Annotated in this window: 13 protein-coding genes and 1 pseudogene; 6 read left to right on the top strand and 8 right to left on the bottom strand. The window is 69.3% G+C overall.

Translation table 11 applies throughout. The annotated features are described in order from the left end of the window. Positions 1–141: 141 nt before the first annotated feature. The 3 genes from ACFV6I_RS14230 to ACFV6I_RS14220 form a co-directional block, all read right to left on the bottom strand. The gene (locus tag ACFV6I_RS14230) at positions 142–1,443 is read right to left on the bottom strand and encodes a ParB N-terminal domain-containing protein (RefSeq protein WP_380425349.1); all 1,302 of its coding nucleotides are present in this window, start codon (positions 1,441–1,443) and stop codon (positions 142–144) included. After that, positions 1,443–2,081, bottom strand: coding sequence for a ParA family protein (locus tag ACFV6I_RS14225; protein WP_279634975.1), 639 nt, complete (start codon positions 2,079–2,081; stop codon positions 1,443–1,445). The genes ACFV6I_RS14230 and ACFV6I_RS14225 overlap by 1 nt, the downstream gene beginning before the upstream one ends. A gap of 500 nt (positions 2,082–2,581) precedes the next feature. Further along, positions 2,582–3,580 (bottom strand): alpha/beta fold hydrolase, encoded by a 999-nt coding sequence (locus tag ACFV6I_RS14220; protein ID WP_380425346.1) that lies wholly within the window; start codon positions 3,578–3,580, stop codon positions 2,582–2,584. A 226-nt stretch (positions 3,581–3,806) separates the two neighbouring features. On the opposite strand from ACFV6I_RS14220, the gene ACFV6I_RS14215 reads away from it, so the two are divergent. Together ACFV6I_RS14215 and ACFV6I_RS14210 are read left to right on the top strand one after the other, a co-directional pair. After that, positions 3,807–4,418 carry a TetR/AcrR family transcriptional regulator gene (locus ACFV6I_RS14215; protein ID WP_380425343.1) on the top strand — a complete coding sequence of 204 codons (612 nt, stop codon included), beginning with the start codon at positions 3,807–3,809 and terminating at the stop codon, positions 4,416–4,418. Positions 4,419–4,549: 131 nt separating this feature from the next. Continuing rightward, a complete protein-coding gene (locus ACFV6I_RS14210; RefSeq protein WP_380425340.1) occupies positions 4,550–4,936 on the top strand; it encodes a hypothetical protein in 387 nt (128 codons plus the stop codon). A gap of 283 nt (positions 4,937–5,219) precedes the next feature. On the opposite strand, the gene ACFV6I_RS14205 is transcribed toward ACFV6I_RS14210, so the two are convergent. After that, positions 5,220–6,074, bottom strand: coding sequence for a M4 family metallopeptidase (locus tag ACFV6I_RS14205; protein WP_380425338.1), 855 nt, complete (start codon positions 6,072–6,074; stop codon positions 5,220–5,222). Between the two features lie 545 nt (positions 6,075–6,619). Between ACFV6I_RS14205 and ACFV6I_RS14200 the strand changes: the two genes are divergently transcribed. Further along, positions 6,620–7,213: a transcriptional regulator gene (locus ACFV6I_RS14200; protein WP_063352539.1), complete on the top strand. Its 594-nt coding sequence runs from the start codon at positions 6,620–6,622 to the stop codon at positions 7,211–7,213. Between the two features lie 79 nt (positions 7,214–7,292). Next, the gene (locus tag ACFV6I_RS14195; RefSeq protein ID WP_063352810.1) at positions 7,293–8,585 is read left to right on the top strand and encodes an MFS transporter; all 1,293 of its coding nucleotides are present in this window, start codon (positions 7,293–7,295) and stop codon (positions 8,583–8,585) included. A 403-nt stretch (positions 8,586–8,988) separates the two neighbouring features. Here ACFV6I_RS14195 and ACFV6I_RS14190 read toward each other — a convergent pair whose 3' ends face one another. The 4 genes and pseudogenes from ACFV6I_RS14190 to ACFV6I_RS14175 form a co-directional block, all read right to left on the bottom strand. After that, a complete protein-coding gene (locus tag ACFV6I_RS14190; protein WP_380425335.1) occupies positions 8,989–9,336 on the bottom strand; it encodes a hypothetical protein in 348 nt (115 codons plus the stop codon). A 1,285-nt stretch (positions 9,337–10,621) separates the two neighbouring features. Beyond that, positions 10,622–10,747 (bottom strand): annotated as a pseudogene (locus tag ACFV6I_RS14185) (IS5/IS1182 family transposase); the annotation flags it as partial. Positions 10,748–11,639: 892 nt separating this feature from the next. Beyond that, positions 11,640–11,921, bottom strand: a complete 282-nt coding sequence (locus ACFV6I_RS14180) for a hypothetical protein (RefSeq protein ID WP_380425333.1) — start codon at positions 11,919–11,921, stop codon at positions 11,640–11,642. Between the two features lie 1,320 nt (positions 11,922–13,241). Further along, positions 13,242–13,409, bottom strand: a complete 168-nt coding sequence (locus ACFV6I_RS14175) for a hypothetical protein (RefSeq protein ID WP_380425332.1) — start codon at positions 13,407–13,409, stop codon at positions 13,242–13,244. Positions 13,410–14,622: 1,213 nt separating this feature from the next. Between ACFV6I_RS14175 and ACFV6I_RS14170 the strand changes: the two genes are divergently transcribed. After that, complete coding sequence (locus ACFV6I_RS14170) at positions 14,623–16,128, top strand: hypothetical protein (RefSeq protein ID WP_380425329.1); 1,506 nt, start codon at positions 14,623–14,625, stop codon at positions 16,126–16,128. Positions 16,129–16,368: 240 nt separating this feature from the next. Beyond that, positions 16,369–16,902, top strand: coding sequence for a hypothetical protein (locus ACFV6I_RS14165; protein ID WP_380425327.1), 534 nt, complete (start codon positions 16,369–16,371; stop codon positions 16,900–16,902). Positions 16,903–16,979: the final 77 nt, after the last annotated feature.

Here is a 16,979-nt window from a genome sequence, read left to right as displayed (position 1 = left end):
GAGCCCGGCCGGACCTGACAGCACGAAGGGGGCGGGGCCGGGTTTACGGGGTCCGGGGGGAGGGGCCCCGCCCCCGCGGGGGGGCGGGGGGGATCCCCCCGGGGGCGCCGCCCCCGGGGGGGGCCCCCCCCGGAGGACGCTTCAGCTGTTGGTCGTCCGCAGAGGGTTGCCCAGGGCGTCGGCGAGGCGGTAGGCCTCGTCGGCCGAGAGGGTGCGGCAGATGGCGTCGGCGAGTTCCTCGACGTCGTGCCAGTCGACATCGCCGAGTTCCGCGGACGGCGTGGCCGACGACTGCTCGGCCGGGGAGGCCTCGGCTCGCTGTTCCGGCATCGGGAGAGGCTCGGAATTTTCCGCGGAAAATCGCTCGGCGCTCGGAGCGGACTCCGTGCTCGAAGCAGACTCGGTGCTCGGAGCCGAAGCAGAGCTCTCACCCGCGCCGGAACTGGCGGGCTTCGACCGGGTAGCCGAGGCCGACGGTTCCGCCGGCGACGGATCCGCCGGCGACGGATCCACCGGCGACGGCGTGACGGTGGCCGTGGACGCAGCCGCGCTCACAGCCGCGGTCGCGGTCGCGCTCTCCGCAGGCCCACTCGCGGATGCGACGGGTCGCTGCGGCGCGGGCTGAGGAGTCGCCCCGTCGGCGGAGGCCTGAGCCGCCGCCGCCCGGGCTCCCAGCTTCGCCGCCCGCTTGGCCGCGACGGCGTCGGCGTCGGCCTGGAGCAGCTGCTCCAGCTGCTCCGTCTGCTCGGCCAGGGACATCGCCTCGATGCCCTTGACCGATCCCAGACGGCGGGCGACGTTGATGGAGACGCCCTCCTCGCCCCGCGCCTTGGCCCGCACCTGCCGCTGCAGCTCGGGGTGGAGCTTGAGCAGGTTCTTGCGGTGCGAGATCCAGCTCTGGGACCAGCCCTCCGCCTCGGCGGCCTCCTTGGCGGTGGCGTACTGCGCCACGATGAGCAGGACCGCGTTGGCCTCCTCGATCGGGTCGAAGTCCTTGCGCGCCATGTTCTCGTCGAGCGCCGCACGCAGCAGGGTCGCCTTGGAGTCCGCCACCGAGTCGTCGACGACGACGAGCAGCTGCTCGCGCCCGTACAGCGCGGCAGCGGCCCGGCGCCGGTTGCCGTTGACGATGACCACGTCCTGCGGGCCCGCAGCGAGCAGGCCCTCGTCCTCCGGCCAGAGCCGGAGGTACGCGTCCGGGGTGACGGCGAGGCAGCTCTGCAGCTGGCGGTCCTTGATGCTTGCCAGGTCCGACAGGTCACCCAGGTCGTCGCGCGGGTTGCGCGGGTTGGGGAGGCAGTTGGCGGTGGGAACCCACCGGGCCGGAGAGTCCGGCCCCGTGGGGACCCACCGGGCCGGAGTCTCCTGGTTGCTGACCACCCCGGGGGCGTCGACGACCGGGTCGGCCGCCATCGAGGCGAAGGAAACACGACGGCCGGCCATCAGCGACCCCCGTATCCGAGCTCGAGGGACAGCCGGAAGAAGTCCTCGCGGGCCCGGTAGGCGGTGCCGCTCTCCTTGTACTGGGTGACGACCGTTCCCTCGGCCACCGCCCGGGAGTGGATCTTGTAACGCCGCAGGACCGTCTTGGCCCGCGGCCACCCCTTCGCGGCGATGTACGCCTCGGTGTCCTCCAGGTCGGCGCGGCCGTCCCGGGGGTCCCAGTTGTTGATGACGACCCGGAAGGGGATGTCCATCGGCTCGATGACCTTCTGGATCGTCCGCGCCGTCGGGTCGAAGCACAACGGCTCGGTGATCATCGGGACCAGGACGTCATCCGCTATCTCCAGAGCACTGCGCAGGATCTCCTCATCGGCCAGGGTGCCCGGCGTGTCGATGAAGATGTGCTCGTACTCGTCCTTCTCGCCGAGGACGTCGAAGGTGCACGCCGCGAGGTTCACCGTGGTCGTGGTCTTGCCGACGCCGCCCTTCTGGTTGGCGATGACGTGGACCTTGGCACCGGTGTTCTTGAGGTGGAGCAGCTGATCGGCCTGGTCGTGCGCCGCCATGAAATCGAAGGGCAGGTTGTCCCCCACCCGCTCCGCCCAGACGACGGCCGATCCCTGAGGGTCAGTGGACACGACAAGTACAGATGGCTTCATGATGTTCCGTTCTCTCCGTGGGCTTCCCGGGCCGCTTGCCCGGTACTGCGGATGCCCGCCGATCAAAGCCGGTGACGGCGGACTGGAACAGCATTCCAGATGATCAGGCCTGATGCCGACACGACCCGCGTGTCATGAAGCACAATGTCCGTTTCTCTGAGCCCCTGATTTCCGAGGACCCGCCGAATATCCCCGACGACCCGGCCCCGAATCCCGCCATCGCGAGAGAGCATGACGCACGGGCAGCGGCATAGGGACGGCACCGCCACCGGGACGCATTCGCCTTCACCGGCCGCCCCGAACAGCCGTGCGCCCCCACGCAGCCCTGGCGCATGGAACACCTCCCTGCCGTTTCCTGACAGTTCAACAGATCACCGCAGTTCGCTATATCCGGCAGCGTGAGCCCTGATCAAGAAACGGTAAAGGCATCACTGCTCCGCGCAGGCCAGAAAGAAGCCCCTCCCCCTCCAGCACGGGGGTCAGTCACAGGCCGGGGTGGTGGGGCCGACGCGGGCCGTGGGGGCGTCCTCTGCGGTCTCCCCGTCCCGGTACGGGGCCAGGAACGCGGTCAGGGCGGCCAGCATCGCCTGTGGGGCCTCCTCGGCCGGGTAGTGGCCGCAGTCGGGGAGGACGAGGCCCTGCACGTCGTCGGCGGCGAGCTCCATCGTCTCGCTGACGGAGGCGCCCAGGTTCTCCGCTCCTCCGATCGCCAGAACGGGCAGGGCCAGCCGTCGAGTCCGGCGCTCCTGGTTCTGAGCGATGGTCGTGTCGAGTGCGCGGTAGAACTCGAAGCTGGCCCGCAGGGCTTCCGGGTCGGCGGCGAGGGTGTCGACGTAGTGCTGGACGGCGTGGTCGGGCAGTGCCTTCGCGGACTTCGTGGCGAACTGGTGGCCGAAGTAGAGGTGTTCGCGCCCGCTGACCAACTTTTCGTTGACGTCGGCGAGGCGGTTGAAGGCGAAGTGCCAGAGGCGGTCGTTGACTTCCCGGCTGCCGAGGAGGGGCGGTGCGGGGGACAACCCCGGGATCGCGGCCTCGGCGACGGCCAGGCGGTCGAGCCGGTCGGGGTGGTCGGCAGCCAGGGCGTAACCGGTCCACATCCCGACGTCGTGGCCGGCCAGGGCGAACCGCCGGTGCCCGAGCGCGTCCATCAGCGCCACCAGGTCGCGGGCGAGCGTGCCGGTGTCGTACCCGCCCGGGGGTTTGTCGGACAGCCCGACGCCGCGCGGGTCGACCGCGACGACCTGGAAGTCCTGTGCCAGCGCCGGCATCAGGAGGCGCCAGGCGTACCACGTCTGCGGCCAGCCGGCGACCAGCAGCAGCGCAGGCCCTTCGCCGCCGGTGACGGCGTGCAGGCGCAGTTCGCCGGTGTCGACGTAGCGGCTGGTGAAGGTGTCGGTGAAGCCGGCCGGGAGGTTCGGCACCCGGGAGACGGAACCGCGGCCTTCGGGCGTGGGCGGGCGGGTCGGCGACAGACTCATGATCATCCTTCGGAGGCACAGGGTTGACGGGTTCGCCGAGACGGCGGGAACCGCCCGGTCCGGCTGGCGGCCGGCCGCCGGCAGGCCTTCGGGTCCGGGAACCGCCTGCCTGCACGCTAGCCATCTTGGACTGATCAGTCAAAGATGAACTGACCGATCGGTCCAAGATGCAGGTAGGCTCGCCACAGAGACGTGGGACAGCAGAGAAGCAGGAGAGGTGCACGCCGTGTCCGGCCGGAAGCAGTTCGATATCAGCGCGGCACTGGACCAGGCCATGCAGGTGTTCTGGCAGCGCGGGTACGCCGACGCCTCACTCGATGCCCTCGGTTCGGCCACCGGCCTGGGCCGCGGCTCCCTCTACGGCGCCTTCGGCAACAAGGACGCCCTCTTCGGCCAGTGCCTCGACCGCTACGCGTCCATCTACGGCACGCAGTACGAGCAGGCGCTCGCGGCGCACCCCGGTGATCCGGTGCGCGCGGTCGAGGCGTTCTTCGGCGTCGTCCTGGACCGCATCGCCGACCCGTCGGTCCCCGCCGGGTGCCTCATCGCCCAGTCCGCCGCACAGTCGCCGACGCTGAAGGAGGAGAACAACGCGCAGGTGCGCCGTCTGCTCGACGCGCAGCGCCAACGGGTGCGCACGGCACTGGCGGACTCCTCGGCCGCCCCCCGGACGCTCGACGAACTCGCCGTATTCGTCGTCGCCGTCACCCAGTCGCTGGCCGTACTGAGCCGGGCAGGCACCCCCGACGCCGAACTGCGCTCCGTGGCCCGGCTCGCCTGCACGACGGTGGCCGACACCCTCGCCCGGGCAGCGTCCGAGGACGTTGCCCGCGGCTGACCAGCGTGCGGGACGAATACAACACCCCCACCATCGACTTCCCGACGCTACGACGGCCCGGTCACGGGCCCTGCCGCAGGGCAAACACGGCGTCGAACTGACCGAGCTCTACCGGGCATTGGAGAAGCACCATGCACCCCTGCGCAGCGCCTGAGGCCCGGCCGAGGCGGGCGGCGTGGGCGGCCCCGGTGCTGGTCAACGTCGCGCTGGGGTTGGCCGCCATGGTCCCGCTGATGTTCACGCTGGTGTTCTTCCTCAACTACCCGCTGGTCTGGCTCGGGCTCGGGCAGCGCGAACCCACCGAGAACGACGGCCCGATGGTGTGGGTGGTGGCCGGCGTCGTCGTCTGGACGGTCTTCGGCCTGCTGTGGTGGCTGGTCAACCTCGGGCTCCGCAGCCTGACCGGCCTACGGGGCCGGCGTTACTGGTGGGTGAGTGCCGGACTGCTCCTGGTACCCACGCTCGTCTTCTCCCCGTTGCCCGCCGGCCCCTGGACCGTGCTGCGCTGGCTGGCCTGACCGGTCCGTCCCCGGCCCCTCCCCCAACCGCGCCGGCACCTGTGCCCGTGCTGCAGCCGACAGCCTTGCAGGACTTCCTCAACCGGCAGGGCGTCCAACGGCCATGGTCCTGGCGCGCCGCCACCCACCCCGGGGGCTGACTTGATCGTTCTCGAAGCCACCGGGGTGACCCCGGCCGAGGGAAACCCAGCGACGCGGCGGAGGACGCCGAACGGCTCGGCGCGTTCTTCCGGCGGAGCCCTGTCCTGTGGGCCCGCCGGACAACCTGTTGGTGAGGAAGGGGTCAGAGGACGCCGACCGACTTCCAGACGTTGTTGACGGCGTCCAGTTCGGTCCCAGTGCCGTAGAGGTCCTCGGCGATGGTCGCGGTCAGTTTGGCGAAGTCGGCGAACGTGGCGTCGGCGGCGAGCTTGCCGCCGGTCGCGGCGTCGTACCAGATCCGGCCGGCCTTCTCCCAGGCGTTGCCGCCGATGGCGGTGGCGGCGAGGTGGAAAGCGCGGTTGGGGATACCCGAGTTGAGGTGCACCCCGCCGTTGTCCTGCTGGGTCTCGATGTAGCCGCCCATGTGGGCCTGCTGGGGGTCCTTGCCCAGCCGGGGATCGTCGTAGGCGGTGCCGGGTGCGGCCAGCGAGCGCAGCGCCTTGGCCTTGAGACCAGGGGAGAGCATTCCGGCGCCGAGGAGCCAGTCGGCCCGGTCGGCGCTCTGGCCGAGCGAGTACTGCTTGACGAGGGAGGCGAAGACGTCGCTGATGGACTCGGAGAGCGCCCCCGACTGACCGAAGTACATGAGCTGCGGGTTCAGGATCTGCCCGCTCACGCTGGCCGCGACGACGTCGAGGAGGTCGCGTGGACGCAGCTGGACGAACTCGCCGTCGCCGTCGCCGAGAACCAGTCGCCCGCCCTTCCAGAACACGTTGGCGAACTTGTCACCGTAGTGGACGGTCGCCCGAAGTGGGCCGCCCTCGCCGTCGAGGGAGTTCCTGCCGTACGCGGTGAGGAAGAAGTCGAAGGTGGTGCCGAGCGCGTCGTAGACGCTGTTGACCAGTTCGTCCTTGCTCGCAGCCTCGCCCTCGGAGCGCACCAGGGCGCCCGGGAGGCTCTCTTTGTTCCTGGCGTCGTAGATCTCACGGCGGGGCACGGGCGTGTCTTATGCATCCATGCAATCCAGTATGATCACCGGCCATCCCGGCTGCGGCGCTTTCAGCAGTTCCGAGCCGTTTCCTGAGTATTCGTGACAGATGCTGGGGCTAACTGCCCCTGAGCGACAGGCTCGGCGATCCCACCCGGAGGTCCCGCCGGACGGACAGATCCCGCGCTGGGGGAGACGCTCTGTCATCAGGCCGATCGGATCATGCCCCGACACTTGATTTCCGAGATCTCCGACAGCGTCAGGCACCAACGCCCGGACGTCACCGCCGATGCCAGCAGCACGATCTGGACCAGGCCGTTGCCCGGCACCCACCCCCGCCCCGCCGTCGGCGCCGGCCGGATCGAGAGCGGCCGAGTCCAGGTCGCGCGGCGCTTCCACTGTGAGATCGCCGAACTGCGCGCGCCGACGGGGTGGTCGGCTGGCGACCGCCGAAGCGGGCCACGCGGTGGCGGCATCACCCCTCTGGGAAATCGCTCCTCCGAAGATCTGAAAACTTTATTGCGCAATTTTCCCTTCAGACCTACGGTCGGGACATGCAACCCGAGCGCGAGCCCGACCAGATCACCGACCTGTCCCGCTTGAAGGCGTTCACGAACCCGCTACGGATGCAGCTCTACCGGCTGCTGTACGCCGCAGGCACCGCGACCGCCTCCCAGCTCGCCGAACAGGTCGACGCGGCCCCGTCGCTGGTCAGCTACCACCTGCGCAAGCTGGCCGAACACGGTTTCGTGACCGCGGCGAGCGGCCGCAGTGCGGACGGCCGCGAACGGTGGTGGCAGGTGGCTTCCGAGGAGGGCTGGGGTTTTCAGGACTCGAACTTCGCGGGCACGCCCGAGGGAGCCGCCGCAGTCGGCGCGGTCACCCGCGGCATCGTCGAGACCCGGGCCTCCCAGTACCGCGCCTACCTGGACCAGGGCGCCGCCTGGGGCAAGGTGTGGACGGACTCTGCGTTCAGCTCCGAGTGGATGCTCGACCTGACGCCGGCCGAACTCGCCGAGCTTAACGGCGAACTCGTGGCGCTGGGGCGACGCTGGCGGGAGCGCGGCAAGGCCGCCAAGGCAGCCGGCGACACCGAGGACCGCGAGCACGTGTCCGTGCACCTCTACGGCTTCCCCTTTCGCCCCTGACGCCTCCTCCTCTGTGCCCCTTCCGCCTCTTCCCGTCCCGCACCTGACACGGATGTGTCCCGACCTGCTGGAGCCCATCATGGCCACCGCGGAGACAGCACCACCCGAAACGGCCCCGCCCGAAACGGCCCCGCCCGAACGCGTCGGCATCCCGGCCTTCCGTGACGGCAACGTGCTGCGCTGGCTCGCCGCGTACACCGCCTCGCTCGTCGGCGACAGCGTGTACTTCGTCGCCCTCGGCTGGTCCGCCCAGAAGGCAGGCGGCCCGACCGAGGTGGGCCTCGTCATGGCCGCCGGGGCGCTCCCGCGGGCGCTGCTCATGCTCGGCGGGGGCGTGCTGGCCGACCGGACCGACCCCCGTCGGGTGATCCTCGGCAGCGACGCCCTGCGCTGCCTGCTCATCCTCGCGGTGGCCGCCGGCATCGCGCTGACCGCGCCGGTCCTGTGGGTCCTGGTCGCGGTGGCGCTCGTCTTCGGCGCCGTGGACGCGCTGTTCATCCCCGCCGTCGGGGCCCTCCCGCCGCGGATCACCGGCCCCGACCAGCTTGCCCGCGTCACCGGTCTGCGGTCCCTGTCGATGCGCCTCGGCCAGATCGCGGGCCCGCCGATCGGCGGCCTCGCCATGGGCCTCGGCGGTGCGGCCGCCGCCTTCGCCACCGCTGGCCTGCTCTTCGCCCTCTCCCTGCCGCTTCTGCTGACGGTACGAATACGTCCCCTCGGAACACGCGGCGAGGACGCTCCGCAACCCGGCAGCGCGCGCACCGATCTCCTCGACGGGCTGCGCTACATCCGCCGCCACCGCCTCATCGGCCCGCTCGTCGCCGCCGGAGCCGTCTGCGAACTCGGCCTCACCGGCACCCTCAACGTCGGCATGGTGCTGCTCAACGCCGAACGCGGCTGGGGGCCTTCCGGCTACGGGTGGATCGTCGGTTCCTTCGGCGCCGGAGCGGCGGTCAGCGCCGCGCTGCTCGCCGTCGTCGGGTGGCTGCCGCGCGCGGGCCTCGTGTTGGCCGCGACACTGCTCGTGGGCTGCACGGGAGCGGCCGCCATGGCACTGGTCCCGACCTTGTGGACCGCCGCGGTGCTGGCCGCAGTTGTCGGCTTGAGCCTGGGCGTCTCCGGCGCCCTGGACAACGCCCTCATCCAGGCCGCCGCGGACCCCGCCTATCTCGGCCGGGTCACCTCCGTCGTCATGCTCACCATGGTCGGTCTCGCGCCCCTGTGTTACCCGCTGGTCGGCGCCGCCATCGGCACCTGGGGCGCCGCACCGGTGTTCCTCGGCTGTGGCGCCGTCGCCGGCCTGGGCGCGGCCCTCGCCCTGGCCTCCGCCCCGGTCAGGCACGCCGAACTGCCCCGACGGCACCAGGTGTGACCGGCCGGGCAGCGACCCACTCACGTCACCTGCGGCGCCACTGACGGCACTGCCCTCCGGGCACCGTGGACGGCTTCGCGAAGGCCTCCGCTATCGGGAGCCATTCGTAGGCGACTTCCAGCCGACAGGCTCCGAACTTCTCGTGTAGGCAGCGGAGTTCGGCCGGTGTCCGGCACCGCACTCGCCACGGTCATGTCGCGTCCGATGACCAGACACCTGCAACTGGCTTTCACGGCGGGCCTCGTGCGGGATGTGATGACACACCGCATCGCGGGCTCTTCAACCAGGTAGTGGGCAACACCGAAGACCGGCCCACCCAGTTCAGTTGTTGGGTTCCCGACGCCCGAGCGGGACTCTCACAAAGGGCTTGTCGTTCAACCGAGTTCCGTTCATTCGGCGAGATCTATCGTTCAACTACCCTGACACAAAAGCGAATTGGCGACCTGACTGGTTCGACGTGGTCGCGGTCGTCGTGGTGCAGCATCGCCTGGGTGACGGCATGGAGCCAGGTGGCAAGGCTCGGCCAGCCGGTGAAGTGGGCGGAGTCGTCGTGGGCGGCCCTTCCGAGGTGGTTGTGCCACAGGCCGGGCCCGACGTCGATGAAGTGCTCGTCGCCGTCGCGGCCGGCGAACGGGACCCACGGCGCTCCCCACCACGGGTCGTCCCGCTGGTCCGGATCATCGGTGCCCCAGATCCTCATCCGCATGGTGCGGATCTCGACGATCCCCTCCGTGGAGTACAGGGGCCGCACGGAAGGACAGCGATGTAGGCGTCGTCTCCGTCATGGCATAGCAGCGACGCGCGCAGATCAGCGGGGATCCCGAGCTCGTGCCGCTCCTCGGTGCGCCCGACGGCTTCGGGCGATGCGGGCGGGCGAAGCTCGGCCAGGCTGGCCGGTGCATTCTTCGCCAGCCAGGCGTCAATGAGCTTCCAGGACTCGGTCACCGACTCACAGAGTCCCGTGACACCTCGACAGCGGGAGTCATCCCCGCGCACCGGGCTCCTGTCCGCGCGAGGCGCCCGGCTCTGGTGGACGACGCTCCGCCACTCCCCCAGGCCGCGTCCCGCCCTCTCCCCCACATCCGGACTCGTCGGGTCGATCACCTGACACGTCGCGAAGTCTCGACCGTCGACGTGGCTCACCTCGGCCACCGCGTCCGCACCACTCATCCGGACGACCGCCTCCTCTCTTGTGTGTGCGAACTAAATATCGAAGGGCTCGGGCGCTACCGGAAGGCTACGGGTCGACATGCCCAGCACCACGTCGTCCGAGAACAGCGCTGTATCGGGATTTGTTTATTAGGGGTCTTCTGATGTCTTTTGTGTTCAGGCCCTTGAACGTGAAGTGGCCTACGGCATGAAAATCGCCTCTGACCGCTGAGGAGTCGGCTCCCGAGGCCTCGAAGAGGCCACTCGCTCTCACACCCACGCCGGACGGGTGCCGAACATCGCGCTCGCTTCTCCTTCCGCCGGAAGCCTGCCCCCGGCTCCGCCACCTCCTGGCCGGCCAGCTCGACCTCAGGCGTACCGCAGCCCGCTGCGGCAGCTTGGCAAGTTGGACCTTCACCCTCTGCCCTTCCCCTCCGGTCCTCCGCCTCACGGTAGGCCAGGGTTCGTGGCAGCACCGAGATACCGGCCGTCGGCGCCATCGCCAGGCTGGCCACGGCTGCCGCCGCCGTTGGAAAGCCCGTCACGAGGCGTCCGCTTCAGTGGCTACGGCGATGACGAGCACTACTTCGCCGGGGAGCTGGCCTTCGCCGACGCGGATGCGATCCTCGCCATGCTGAAGGTGCTGTGCCCGCACCCAGCTGACGGGGCTGCCTGCCGGTGCAGATACGGAGTCTGGCGTACCGGCTCGTACCTCTGCCACGGCCGGGCGAGCCGGCACTGATGCGGAAGGCAACGCAGAGCCCTGTGGCTGCACTGCCCGGGTTGGGACGACATCGAGACGGGCCTGACCGAACGGGCCCACGTCCTGAAATCGAACCGACCCTCGACCTGGGCCACAGGCGGATCTAGGACACCGAGCCGATTTCGACCGTGCGCTCGACCTCGTTCCGGCGCTTGCACATCTCCTTGTCGAAGCCCGGCCAATCTCCTCAGCTGCCTCGTCGCCGACGGTTGGCCCGCTGATCCTGCTTCTCCGGAATGGTGTGCTTGAATCTGGCGCCTTCACAGGTAGCGACAGTTGCCGCGGCAGTCGGGGGTGTGCGCGGATGACCATGCCGGGGCCCTTGACCCCAATGCGTTCGACGACCGGCATCAGCTGTGGCCCGCTGCCCCACTGGCCGGGTTCTCTCCGAGGTATGAGCCGTACGGTCGAGATCGGGAGGTGGCGGTCCTGTCCCGGTGAGCACTTCCGGGGCCATCGGTCCGGTCGGATACGAGCTGCTGGTTCGATCGTGAAGGCAGAGGCACCGTAGAGCAGGTCAAACGGCGGACGTAGAGATGGCGAACTCGACGCCGCCGTGGATGTCCAGAGCATCGCTTTGGCCGATGGCGCATCGGATTTTCCGCGGAAAATTCAGAGTCCCTCGACGAAGGCCCATGGATCGGCCGTCCCCGGCATCGTCCGTTGCCAGCCTCTTTCGTTGCCATTGCCGTGGGCACGATGGATGTCCGTCGAGAACTATGGCCGGCCTTCACGGAGAAGCTCGGAAGAGCCAGCCCGGACGGCATGGATCGGCGGCACGGAAGCCCCTTGATGAGCCGGAACCCGAACCCGAACCCGGGTCCGAGCCGTGGCTGTGCAGCACGTGAGCGTGCGCTTTCCAGTCGGCTGGTCCGGATGCTGATGCTGCTCCCCCATCGAAGCCCTCGAATTTTCTGCGGAAAATCCGTCGGCTGACTGCTGGACAGATCGGGCTCCGATTGGCGCGAGCGCTGTGTGCCGGTTCCCAGCAAGCGGCCCCCGCCCTCGCGGCACAAGAATTGCCGACGGCTTCGACTCCCCTGCGGTCTCCTACGGGGGAGCGCCTATCACGGCACGTGGGGGTGGTTCCTCTCCCCCACTGAGGCACGCTGTGAAAGCGATCAAGCCGATCGCCTGATACGTCACAACCCCTGGATGACTTCGCCCAAGTCGGGACCGTAGGCGGCCCAGCAGATGACTGAGCCGTCGGAGTCGAGCTCGCCCATGTACCAGTCGTCGTCCGCTCGCACGAGGCACAGGCCGTGGAGGGACAGGATGACGTCGGGTCGGAGTGAGACATAGTCCGCGCGGCCGTGCTCCTCGACCACGACCAGTCGTTCGAGGGTGAGCAGGGCGGCTTCAGGATCCTCTGATGCGGAGCGCACTCGCTCGATCGTCCAGCCGTCGGGCAGTCCATCGTTCACCGCCACATGATCGCAGCGGGGGGCGTTTCGCAGCTACTCGGATATGGCGGCGATCAACGCGGTTGCCTCGTAGCGGACAGCCAACTCGTCGTACCCCGTCGCCGCCGCCGAGCTTCTTTCGGCTACGGATCTGGTAGGTCTTCTCCAGGATGGTGCGCCGGATGCCGCGCCTGCACAGGTAGGCCGGTTCGCCGGAGTCGTAGAGCCTGTCGACGCGGGCCGTGGCAGGACGCGTACCCAGTCATCCGCTACCGAGGCGAAGAGCAACAGCGGCCTTGCCCCTGCCCGACCGCCGACGAATTTTCTGCGGAAAATCACCGAGCCGCGACCCCCTGGCCCCGGACACAGTCATGCCGTCCAAAGCTCGCTGCGCGACGACTACCCACCTGCCCACGCCGGGCGCAGGAGCACCCACCGCACAGGTTCTGGTAGGCGACGCCGATGGACACTGCCACGATGACGAACATTCATCGTGGGCCACACCCATCCAGTCCGAGGTAGACGCGCCGTTCCTCCATGCTGAATCAGTCACTTCAACAGCTCCCCCACACACGACTGAGCCCCCGTCACAACTGCAGGCCAATGATGCGACTCGCAGGCCCGCCCCACACGGTCCGGCCGAGCAAGCCCGCAGGATCGTTCGCCAGCCAGCCGGGTGCCAGTCCCTTCGGACTGCGGTGGACCGCGCTGCGAAATTTTCCGCAGAAAATTCGGCGGACCTCAGGTAGGGCGCTGGGGTGGCCCGGGGAATTGCTGGATCCTCCCTGATGACGCGACGCGCCCTCCGAGGCTCGCGGCGCGACGATTGCCTGCCTGCGCCAAGCGAAGAAGCGCCATCTGGTAGACGACGCCGACGGGCGCTGCAGAATGACGGCCGTCCATCCCGAGCCATACCCGTCCAGGTCGAGACAGACGCGCCATCTACTTCAGGCTGGATCAGTCGCCTCAACGACTCCCCCACACGTGGCTGAGTGCCCATCACGACCGCGGGCCGATGGCACGGCTCCACCAGAAAGGACCGACAGGTCTGCCCAGGATCGCCCTCGGGGTCGTTCGCCAGCCGGCCGAGTGCCGCTCTCTTCGGATCGCGGTGGACCAGGAAGCCGGACTGCAGAACCGCGTCGCGAAATTTTCCGCAGAAAATTCGGGGCCTCAGAAAGGACACTGGGACGACCTGGGGGATTGATCGACTCCCCGTGATGACGTCACACGCCGTCCGGCCCCCACTCCAACGGCGCGTGTCCGCCGTGCTGTGCAACGGCAGAGAGCGTGCGAATCCATGAGACCGATGGCCGCCAGGACGCACAGCTGCTCTGCTGATCATCCGCCGCCGGGGCAAGGAGCGGCAGAAGCTTCTGCCCCACGGCTGTCCTGAGCATGGAGAATTTTCTGCGGAAAATCGCCTGCTTCGAGCTCACTGCGCAGCGATTGCCCACCGCACTGGCTCTGGTAGGCCACGACGGCGGGCGCTGCCAGGATGACGACCATCCATCCTGAACCGTACCTGTCCAGGTCGGAGCACACATCCCGTTTCCTCGCCACCGAACCGGCAACTTCGACAGTTCCCTCACACACAGCTGAGCCCCACCACAACCGCAAGCCGATACCGGGACGCTCCGTCGGAAAGGACCGACACGGCCTGCTCGGGCTCGCCCTCGGGGTCGTTCGCCAACTAGCCGAGTACCGCTCCCTTCAGACCGCCATGGACCAGAGAGCCGGACTGCTGAACCACACCACGAAATTTTCCGCAGAAAATTCGGGGGTCTCAAAGAGAACATCGGGACGACCCGGGGGACTGACAGGTTCCCCGAGATGACGTCACACGCCGTCCGGACCCCACTCCAATGGCGCGTGTCCGCCGTGCTGTGCCAACGGCAGAGAGCGTGCGAATCCATGAGACCGATGGCCGCCAGGACGCACAGCTACTCTGCCCATCATCCGCCGCCAGGGCAAGGAGCGGCAGAAGCTTCTGCCCCACGGCTGCTGCCCTGGACATGGAGAATTTTCTGCGGAAAATCGCCTGCTCCGAGCTCACTGCGCAGCGATTGCCCGCAGGCCCGCACCGAGGGCAGGAGCGCCCACCGCACTGGTTCTGGTAGCCAACGCCGGCGGGCGCTGCCACGATGACGACCATCCATCCTGAACCACGCCCGTCCAGGTCGAGACAGACATCCCGTTTCTTCCTCCGCCAAACCGGCCGCTTCGACAGCCCGGACTGCTGAACCGCATCTCGGAATTTTCCGCAGAAAATTCGGAGCCTCAGAGAGGACACCGGGACGACCCGGGGGATTGATCGGCTTCCCGTAACTCACTCCGGACGGCCCGCCAGATGCTCATCACCACGAGCCCCCGCCTTGCCCGCGACGTCGAGAATGACCGCCCCAGACTGTGTCAGTCGACCTGATCCACTGCAGCCGCAGCACGACCGAAGGTCCGCCAGCGGGCCGCCGATTCCGCAGCGCCCAGTCCGAAGGCGCAGAATTTTCCGCAGAAAATTCAGCGGTGGAAAGCTGAGCCAGCGGGGGAGCGGCAGCCCGATCCAGATGACACGTCGGCCCCACTCGCTCACTGCCTCCTGAATTTTCCGCGGAAAATTCAGGAGGCAGCAATGGTCGATCAAAGTCGGCAGCTTCGGATCGGTGGGCCGTCAGGTTCAGCGAACCCGTCGACGCGGTGCCGTACTCGCTGCCACGATGTCCCGATGTCCTCCTCTCTTCTCGCGGAACCGTGGCTGCGAGGCGTCGCGGCCAACCGGGCTGCGCCGTCCGAGGTTCTGCTGCGTCTACTGGCCCCGCAGGGGCGGGCGGTCTGGACGGCCCTCTGCCAGGAACGTGCCCTTCCCCCAGAGGTCGTCGAGGCGGTGCTCGCACACCCCGAGCAGACGGTCCGCCGCGCCTTCGCGCGTAACCGGCACGCCGTTCCCGAACAGCGCGGCCGGCTGGTCGACGACCCCGATGCCTTCGTCCGCGCGAGCCTTGCCGCAGGTCCGCGCCCGCGCCTGAGCAGGGCCGAGCCGTTGCCCGACGACGTCCTGGAAATCCTGCTGACCACCCGCGACGAACACCATCGGGACCAGTTGCTCAGCGCAGACGAGATCCGGCAGGAGCTGGCGTTCTCCGGGCAGATCCGTGCATCGTTCCACCTCAGGGTGCTCGACCACCCGAACCCCGTACTTCGGGCCCAGGCCGCCGGCCTGTGGCTGTGGCTGACTCCGGGCCAACGCGACGCGCTCCTGGCCGACCCGGATCCCACCGTCGCGGAGGCCGCCCATGACCACCGCCGGATCCTGGACCCGGCGGCGATGGAAGCGGAGCTGCCGGAACGCGACTGCCACGCCCGGAATCTTCTGCTCATCAGCTACGCCGTCTCCCACGCCGTGGCCGAGCAGTGCCTCGCCGAACGGCGCGACCTGTGGTCGCTTGCCCGCAACCCCCACACGCCCGGCGACATCGTCGCCCGCCTCGCCCACGACCCCGATCCGGACGTGCGCAAGCAGGTGGCCGCCAGAGCCGACCTGGACCCGCCACTCCTGGCGGAACTGGCCCAGGACCCGGACAGCGCCGTACGGGCCCGGGCCCAGCTGCACCCACTGCCGCGGACCTGGCCGCAGCGCGCCGCCATCGACCGGGTCTTCGGCCACGCCGTCGAGAACGTCGGTGCTGTCGGCGAGATGTTCGTCGAGCCGGGGACAAGCTGGTACGAGGCGTGCGCCGCGTCCGCGGATCCTCAGCTGCGCCGAGTCGCCGCGACCTGCCCCCTGCTGTCGGCGGAGCTGGTGCACCGTCTGGCCGAGGACGCCGACGCGGACGTGCGCCATCTGTTGGCCTTCAACCACCCGCTGGCACCGCCCGCACTCGTTCTCGACGCCTTCATCGCCGCACCGCGCCAGCGGCCCTACCTGCTCACGCTGCCCCGTCTACCCCGCACCGGCCTGGACCACCTGCTCGACCACGACGACCCGGACGTCCGCGCTCTGGCCGCCTCCGACGCCGGCCTGGCCCAGCCGCCCGTCCACCTGCTCGCCGACCCCGAACCCAGCGTCCGTCAAGCCGCGGCAGCCAATCCACGCCTTCCCCTCGACCTGGTCTCGGCCCTGCTGAACGACCCGGAGCACGCGGAAGGAGCCGCAGCCAACCCGAATCTGGCCGCTGACCGCCTCCACGAGTTGCTCGACCTCTGCGAACTGCCCGGAGCCGCAACCCGATGAGGCGCCGACGGCCGCGAGGTTTCAGTGGCCGCTCCCGATGCTCATGAGGCGGAGTAACAGCATTGCGGCAGCGTCCGAACTACGTGCCGTCGCCTTATGCGAACGTGTGGGTGGCGAGCGAACTGGCGTACCTGTGGCCAAGTCCGTAGCCGGGGGCGGCGGCCCGGGGGCGCCCGGCTAGGCTGAAGCGGCACGTCAACGGTCGTGGGAGGCCGGGGACGGTCCTGAACGAGGGGGAGCATGAGCGAGCTCGACGACCTGCGGATGCGCCTGGCGGCACTGGAGACGGAGGTCGACCGGCTTCGGAAGGAGTCCGCCGCGTCGCGCACGGGGGCGGCGATGGCCGGCCGGGGCGGTGCGAAGGCAGCGAGAGCCGCGAAGTCACATACGTCGCCGCGCGACCGCGCCCAGGTGGAAGACGAGACCAGCACGGGGGAGAGGCCGGGGGAGAGGGAGGCCGAGACTGGTCAGGCGATGACCTGTCTCGCCGAGGCGCTCGGTGTCCTGGGCGCCGGGCGGGTCCGCCAGGTCGAGGTCCCACAGACCCAAGTCCTCCGGGCCCGAGTCCTCCAGAGCGAAACCCTACGCATCCAAACGCCGCAGGCCGAAAAGCCGCGGGCCGAAGGCCGGCAGACCGAGGTTCCTCAGGCCCTCACCCCGGCCCTGGAGCCCGAGGACCGCACGCTCCCGCAGCACGGCCGGTTCCTGGACAGCCTCTTGGCGGGGCAGTCGGCCCTCTTCGAGGAGAAGCGCCGCCCGGACGCCGAGCCGTAACCGTCGGAGCCGGACGAGCAACAGCAGCTGCCGTCTGATCAAAACGGCGAGGGGGGGGGTGGCCCCCCCCCCCCAAG

The sequence above is a fragment of the Kitasatospora sp. NPDC059803 genome (assembly GCF_042732255.1).
Classification (GTDB): Bacteria; Actinomycetota; Actinomycetes; order Streptomycetales; family Streptomycetaceae; genus Kitasatospora.
This window is presented reverse-complemented; position numbering and strand designations above follow the sequence as displayed.

Bases quoted from the DNA above. Each gene is read 5' to 3' on its own strand.
- ACFV6I_RS14230 (WP_380425349.1), bottom strand. From the start codon at position 1,443: ATGGCCGGCCGTCGTGTTTCCTTCGCCTCGATGGCGGCCGACCCGGTC.
- ACFV6I_RS14220 (WP_380425346.1), bottom strand. From the start codon at position 3,580: ATGAGTCTGTCGCCGACCCGCCCGCCCACGCCCGAAGGCCGCGGTTCC.
- ACFV6I_RS14210 (WP_380425340.1), top strand. From the start codon at position 4,550: ATGCACCCCTGCGCAGCGCCTGAGGCCCGGCCGAGGCGGGCGGCGTGG.
- ACFV6I_RS14200 (WP_063352539.1), top strand. From the start codon at position 6,620: ATGCAACCCGAGCGCGAGCCCGACCAGATCACCGACCTGTCCCGCTTG.
- ACFV6I_RS14195 (WP_063352810.1), top strand. From the start codon at position 7,293: ATGGCCACCGCGGAGACAGCACCACCCGAAACGGCCCCGCCCGAAACG.
- ACFV6I_RS14175 (WP_380425332.1), bottom strand. From the start codon at position 13,409: ATGGTCGTCATCCTGGCAGCGCCCGCCGTCGTGGCCTACCAGAGCCAG.
- ACFV6I_RS14170 (WP_380425329.1), top strand. From the start codon at position 14,623: ATGTCCTCCTCTCTTCTCGCGGAACCGTGGCTGCGAGGCGTCGCGGCC.
- ACFV6I_RS14165 (WP_380425327.1), top strand. From the start codon at position 16,369: ATGAGCGAGCTCGACGACCTGCGGATGCGCCTGGCGGCACTGGAGACG.